Raw genomic sequence first — 6,972 nt, 5'->3', positions numbered from 1 at the left:
CAAGAGTATTACTTTTTAAGAGGATAATGTAAAAAGTAATTGGTAGAGACATAGAAATCTTTGTAATAGAAGCGAATGCCTGATGATATTACTGAGGAAAGGTGCATATTTTCATTGATATGTAAATATGCACCTTTTCTATTGTATTTGCAATTTAATAAAGTTAATTTGAATTTATGTAACGCACATATATGAAGCCATCTTTTAAAAAAGGAAGTGATTTATCATACACATTCAAGCTGTGAAAATACCAAAGAATATTGAAAGTCATTTGTTTAAGCAACTTAGTAACTTAGTTTCAAATGAGAAGAAAGAACGAATGAAGCGTTTATTAAACTCATGCGACGTTAATAGGACCCTGATAGGGGATTTACTAATCCGATCTCTAATCTGCCAAAAGTATAAAATTAATAATGAAGAAATTAGATTTAAATATAATGAGTATGGAAAACCTTTTGTTGAAAATTTTTCTGACTTTCATTTTAATCTGTCACATTCAGGAGAATGGGTGGTTTGTACTACTGCTAATTTTAATGTGGGTATTGATATAGAAAAGATTTCAGAGATAGAGGCGCTTAAATTAGCAAAAGAATTTTTTTCAGCGGATGAATTTTATGATATATCTAATATGAATTCTGATGAACAAATTAATTGTTTTTTTGATTTATGGACATTAAAAGAAAGCTATATAAAAACGATTGGAAAAGGGCTTTATACCCCATTAAATTCATTCTCTATAAAAAAAAATCACGAACTTTAATTTCATACAAGAATATACCTAAAAACTTTTACTTTAAACAATATAACATTGATCCAAATTATAAGTTATCTGCTTGTGCAACAAGGGATGAATTTCCGCAAGAGATAATAATTAAAGACATTTATGCAATTTGCCAAAATATATACAAATTTGAAAGTAAGGAGAAAATCAATGCAGAAGACTAAACTTTTTTGCTTTCCACATGCTGGGGGATCTGCGTTTAGTTACGCAAAATGGAAAAATCACTTTAATCCATCTATTGAGGTAGTCCCGATAGAGTTAGCTGGCAGAGGATATAGAATTGAAGAAAACTTGTACCAAAGTATGGAAGAGGCAGTAAATGATGTCTACAATAAAATAGTTATGCAGATAGATGATTCGCCCTACATTCTATTCGGGCATAGCATGGGAAGTTTGATCGCCTATGAAGTAGCCAGAAAAATAAAAGATTCTAAAAACGTATCGCCTGAATTTCTTGTTTTGTCCGGTAGAAATCATCCAAATAGTAAAATAAAAAATATCCGACATAATCTTTCTAATGAGCAATTCAAAAGAGAAGTTATTGCAATGGGAGGTACACCATCTGGGGTACTGCAATCAGAAGAATTGATGGAGATTTTTCTCCCTATTCTAAGAGCAGATTTTAAAATCGTTGAGACGTATATTCATGACAAAAATACACAACCATGTGATATTGATTTTCTTATATTTAATGGGGAAAATGATGAATTTACTACATATGATCAAGTAATAAAATGGAAACGATACACAAGTAAAACGTGTACTTTTCATTCTTTTGAAGGTAATCATTTCTTTCTAAATGAAAATATTGAAGAAATAGCAAATAGTATTAAAAGAAAGTTAGATTCTAAAAGATTATCAAATAGTTTTTAGAGTTTTATAAGTATGCTCATAGCTAAAAATATTAAAGGGTTTGAAGTATACACTTCTTGTGCAGATATGCATGGCAAAAAGACAATCGAGTACATTCGGTGGTCTTTTTCTATTTTCATGGAGTTTGTGGCGAAATGGTAGACTTGCTAGATTGTGGATCTAGTATTCTGTTGAATGTGCGGGTTCAAGTCCTGTCATTCCGACCACGAGGGGGTATAATTTAAGGGCGAGACAGGGGCCTCCAGAACCTCTGACCATAATTGTATAAACGTAGCGAACATTTCCTATCTACAGGTCTATTTATGTACCAAAGGGATACATTCGGTACATATTTAATACAGCGCATTGGTGAAGCGGCCAAACACATCGCCCTTTTACGGCGACAACCGCGGGTTCGATTCCCGCCATCCACTTATACTTGTTCATTAAAAGGTTTCACAAACAATATGTAATACGTTATGGGTACTTACATAAATTTATTGATTTTCAGTTAAAAAAGTATTGTGCGATTACACACGTTATGTTACATTAATGTTACTAAGTTGTTACATTTTATTATAAATGTTTCGTTTTTGTTTCCTGTTATTTCCGTAATGTTACAAAAAACTATAAATGTTGTTATGTGTATAGGAGTGTGTGTAGTAAAAAGTCTGAGTTGAAAGTACGTGCACACTTTAAATTTCCTTTTTGTCTGAATGAAGAAGACTACCAACTAATTAAGGGCTTTAAAGTAACCACTTTAAATAAAATGTGCTTCCTTTCCCACACACAATTGAGTACATATTTAAAGTACAGCCTAATTGCTACACAGACTCTTGTACATATAAACATTAAGGTGAAATAGAGATAAGAATTCATTACATAAAAAGCATTACCAAGCTAAACTTACAAAATATCATCTGTGCATTTTGATGAAATGTTAAAATGCCTAGATGATATTTTTTTTGAAGAATTCTTGGATATGTTTATGAGTAACAATTCCTAATACTTAATGATTCTCTACTACTAAAACATCCGATAATTTATGTAATTAGATTTACAGGGTGTATGTACATTCACTTATATAGGGAAAATGAGGTTTTTCATATGAAGTATAGTTATAAAGTGTTTATATTTATTTGGACAATTATTTTATTGTTTTTTCTACTTTATCATGGTTACAGTGAAATTTCCGAAAACGAGCAAGTGCCAGTCATAACAATCAAACAATAAAAATAAGAAATACTACAAAAGCAAAACATAATAAAAATAGATACCCGAAAATGTTTAAGAACAGGAACAATTACATGCATAAACAACCTTACGATTTCCATGCATACCCCACGTCATTTGGGCAATAGGGGAAAAGTATTATTATTTGGCGTGCGCAATCTTCCATCACTAGTAGAAACGGAAAGTTCCGTATCCCTGCTGAAGGAGGAAGATGTCTACCTGCCAGGGGGCGGATCTATTCAGCATCTAGAAATATTGGAATTAAAAGTGTAGAAAACAAATAGTGAAAAGGGAACATATCTTGTGTTTCCTTTTTTATTCTTGTAGATAAGTCTGGGGAGAAAACGGGGATTTCTGCACGTAACATAGATCTCATCGGTATACTAATTGTGTTTTACGTATAGCTGGGAGTTGGTGTGATGGTATTTGCAATGGATGTGAGATTCCGTCATTCTTTTCATGAAATTGAATCATTAGACATTCCAAATATATTGTTTCCGAGTCAGTGCAGGAAATTGTATCAAGTGATTGGAATCGGCATTCAAGAAGAATTCCGCAATCCCTATGTCATTATAAAAGAGCAACATGGTTCCGTTATATTCCGATTACCAGAAGAATTATCAACATGGGTGCAGAACAAATTATTACTTGTTAAAGGGGGGCCAGTTTGTTTCCATACTGCATTTCAGTTAGCCATGCGAAGTTTTGTGCCATTTTTTGATCTCGGATATAAAAAGAATAGTCTGTCAGGTTAGGTGAGGAGATGCCACCTCTGACTTTCACATCATACGTAGGATGTGGTGTAACTTGAATCAATTCAGTTTTATGATTCTGAATAAACATTCTAACCTTTTCAAACTTGTTAATTACGGGCTGTATCTCCATTTTAAACCGATCATAGGGATATGTTTTATTTTTATTGTAATACCTATCCAGTTCAATCAACTCTGACACTGCGGTATCAAATTCACTCTTTACTTCAGGATTTACTTTTTGCAACCATTCTTTTGCATAAGAGCGGAATGAAGATTTATAAAACAAATTCACATCAAAACCAGCTAATGTGAGTGGCTTTCCTTTTTCTTTTTGTTCTTTCATATAGGTAAATAATTGTTCAAGTTCCTCAGTTTTCCATACAGAGTATAAGGATTGTTTCATCGCTTCTGTAGCGGTTGAGTTATCAAAATTTTGCTGAACAGCTGCTGCTTCCAAAAGCCCTGTTTCAAATGCAATCACATCATATTCCAGGTGTGTAACAGCTTGGGAGAAAGTGCTGGAAGACGGAATCCCTAAGAAAGCAAAAAAACTAGGTGTGAAATAATCAGTTATTTGTGATGGTGGATTCTCCTAGGTGGAGGGTTCACCGTTTTTTATTATATGTTATGTTGTGGTTTTTATATAAAGCATATTGAAAAGATGGATTAAATCTTCTGGAATGATGTCTCCATAATTAATAACTTGTACAATAACCTTTCAATTATCACTAAATCCATTCATATCAACAAGTTGTCCCATATATCCCTTTGTAGCAATATCTTTTAAAGTACGCTAAAAAATACCCTTTATTTTATCTTTATCTTATCTTTACCTTATCTTTAAATTTTTATATTAAACTTGAAACCTTAAAGTATTGATGTATGAGTCTAAAAGGGTGGGAGATAGATGTTCATTACATAGTTTATATATAACCAATTACCTTTGAAAAATTGCATTTCTTATACGAGGAGGAATATATGAAGGATACAAGTAAAAAACAAATTATAAAAGTGTTCCTTATTAGCATTTTAGGCTTAGGAACAATACTTGGAATGCTATATTTTAATCATAAAACCAATATTCAACAAAATAAAGCGCTAGCCACCGAAAAACGTGTATTGCAATATGAGTCTACCTTAAAAAAAGAATTAGAAAAATATAATTTAGGAGAGAAAACACCAATTTTATTAGGAATTATGTATCAAGAGAGTAGAGGTGAGGGAAACGACCCTATGCAGTCATCCGAATCACTTGGATTAAAGCCAAATGAAATTCAAGAGATAAGCTTGAGCATTAAACAAGGGGTAAAGCACTTTGTTAAAATGTACAAGTATGGAACGGAAAAAGATGTTAGCATGGATACAATTATTCAAAGCTATAATATGGGGCCAGGGTATATTGATTTTATTGCTAGTCAAGAAGTTAAACAACACTCGGAGGATTCGGCCAAAAAATTTTCTAAGATGAAAGTTGATCAAAATCCAGCAATGTACACTTGTGGTGGAAATAAAAATAATTTTAGGTATCCATATTGTTATGGTGATTTCAAATATGCCACAAAGGTAAATGAAAAAACAAAACTTATTGAAGAACTTCTTCGAAATGTACATAGCTCTTCTAAATAAGTTGCAGAATGAAATATAATGATACCCAGTTATTAACAATAACATCTAAGAAAAAACTATTTTATTTATTAATTCACATAATTTTCAAAAATAAATTCTGTAGATGTTAATATTTGTTATATAATATATTTGTCAAAGCATTACCCTTGAAGTTTCTACGGTCAATTTGTAAGATAGTTTGTTTGGTCCTTATATTCGCCTTAAACTAAAAAGAACTTGTAGAGATTCCTACAAGTTTTTTTGTTTTAAGGGTTAAATGTGAATTTCAAATATAGTTGTAATTTTTTGAGGGGGAAAAGTAAATGTTTATAAAAACAGAAAGGTTATTAATACGGAGATTTGAGTTCAAAGATTGGCAAGCTGTTCATGAGTATACATCAGATATCAATGTTATGAAATACATACCTGAAGGGGTTTTTACTGAAGAAAATACAAGAAACTTTGTGAATGAAAACATTGGTGAAAATGCTAAGAACTTTCCTGTAGTATTAATAGATAGGGATATCCTGATTGGTCATATAGTTTTTCATAAATATTTTGGTGAGCATACATATGAGATTGGTTGGGTGTTCAATCCTAAATATTTCAATAAAGGATATGCTTCTGAAGCAGCACAAGCTACATTGAAATATGGCTTTAAGGAAATGAAATTACATAGGATTATAGCTACATGTCAGCCACAAAATACCCCATCATATCGAGTAATGGAGAAGATTGGAATGAGAAGAGAAGGCTATTTCAGGAAGTGTATACCACATGGGAATGAATGGTGGGATGAATATTATTACGCTATTTTAGAAGAAGAGTAGTGTTTCAGAATGCATCATTTAAATTGACACTCTTATTCCTAAATAGGCAAGTTGACTATCTTTATTGGGGATTCTTGCTACTAAAGGCGAAGTTTATTTTCAGTATCGCTGACGTGCAAAATTTTGTATAATCTGATCTTATCTCTAAATCACAACTGTTACCCCATCACCATCAAGTTAAAGTTTCATTTTATTTTGCTAACTTGATCGTGATGTGACGTAACCTTAATTATTTAAAAATTTTAAAAAGTCCCCTTAGTCATGTTAAAGGGACCTTGATCACGCAAATGATCTGTAAACCAATTCATTTTTTATATACAGATCATTTGTATGATAATTTTTTATAAATAATTGCTAAATAGTGAATTTACATAAATGCTTTTAGTAGTTCTTGAATTAATGGGATTGCTCCACCTATAAATTTTAAAACTGCCATTGCGATTTCCATATTATTCTCTCCTCTTTTTCGTATTAAGATGTAATAAATCTTTATAACCTTATTATAGTAAGCGCTTACAATTATAACAATATATTTTCGTATGCAATATTGCATATTTATACATTAGATCTCTATTATTCATTTTTTAATGGTACTATAGCGAGGTGAGAGTCTTTAAGGGTTCTGCTTAATAGGAGGAAATATGGAAAGAGTGCAAGCGATTTACAGTAATCAAAAATTTAAGAGTTGGGTTAAACAGGTATTAGCTGTAGGAGGAGTAATAGGGTGCTGTTATTTGGTGTTATATGTTTTCTGTTTCTTAGTTATCATGTAAATAGTATACAACTAAACTAGTAGAGTCTTGCCTAGAAAGGTAAGGCTCTTTTATTGTAGTACCTGGAGATGAGCAAACTACATACAATATCTCTCAGGTTTTTCAGATCACTTTGTACGGTTTCTTGTTTAGAACACTAATTC

Annotated in this window: 5 protein-coding genes, 1 tRNA gene and 1 pseudogene; 5 read left to right on the top strand and 2 right to left on the bottom strand. The window is 31.7% G+C overall.

Annotation, left to right across the window (positions count from 1 at the left end; all coding sequences use genetic code 11):
• Positions 1-241 precede the first annotated feature (241 nt).
• The 3 genes and pseudogenes from ACTFR8_RS02310 to ACTFR8_RS02300 all read left to right on the top strand — a co-directional run bounded on the left by ACTFR8_RS02310 (position 242) and on the right by ACTFR8_RS02300 (position 2,061).
• Positions 242-945, top strand: a pseudogene (locus ACTFR8_RS02310) (4'-phosphopantetheinyl transferase family protein).
• Positions 932-1,654: a thioesterase II family protein gene (locus ACTFR8_RS02305; protein WP_044584469.1), complete on the top strand. Its 723-nt coding sequence runs from the start codon at positions 932-934 to the stop codon at positions 1,652-1,654. Before ACTFR8_RS02310 ends, ACTFR8_RS02305 begins: the two are co-directional and overlap by 14 nt.
• A 347-nt stretch (positions 1,655-2,001) precedes the next feature.
• A tRNA-Lys gene (locus ACTFR8_RS02300) sits at positions 2,002-2,061 on the top strand.
• A gap of 1,456 nt (positions 2,062-3,517) precedes the next feature.
• Here ACTFR8_RS02300 and ACTFR8_RS02295 read toward each other — a convergent pair.
• Positions 3,518-4,102: an erythromycin esterase family protein gene (locus tag ACTFR8_RS02295; protein ID WP_002098395.1), complete on the bottom strand. Its 585-nt coding sequence runs from the start codon at positions 4,100-4,102 to the stop codon at positions 3,518-3,520.
• Between the two features lie 497 nt (positions 4,103-4,599).
• On the opposite strand from ACTFR8_RS02295, the gene ACTFR8_RS02290 reads away from it, so the two are divergent.
• Positions 4,600-5,247: a lysozyme family protein gene (locus ACTFR8_RS02290; protein WP_119780873.1), complete on the top strand. Its 648-nt coding sequence runs from the start codon at positions 4,600-4,602 to the stop codon at positions 5,245-5,247.
• Positions 5,248-5,549: 302 nt separating this feature from the next.
• The gene (locus ACTFR8_RS02285) at positions 5,550-6,056 is read left to right on the top strand and encodes a GNAT family N-acetyltransferase (RefSeq protein WP_000470155.1); all 507 of its coding nucleotides are present in this window, start codon (positions 5,550-5,552) and stop codon (positions 6,054-6,056) included.
• A gap of 367 nt (positions 6,057-6,423) precedes the next feature.
• Here ACTFR8_RS02285 and ACTFR8_RS02280 read toward each other — a convergent pair whose 3' ends face one another.
• Positions 6,424-6,609 (bottom strand): hypothetical protein, encoded by a 186-nt coding sequence (locus ACTFR8_RS02280; RefSeq protein WP_002005090.1) that lies wholly within the window; start codon positions 6,607-6,609, stop codon positions 6,424-6,426.
• Positions 6,610-6,972 lie beyond the last annotated feature (363 nt).

Origin of the sequence: Bacillus cereus group sp. MYBK15-3, from assembly GCF_051916765.1 — a bacterium.
Classification (GTDB): domain Bacteria; phylum Bacillota; class Bacilli; order Bacillales; family Bacillaceae_G; genus Bacillus_A; species Bacillus_A cereus.
The sequence above is the reverse complement of the archived record's forward strand: the minus strand, read 5'-3'. Positions and strand labels throughout refer to the sequence as shown.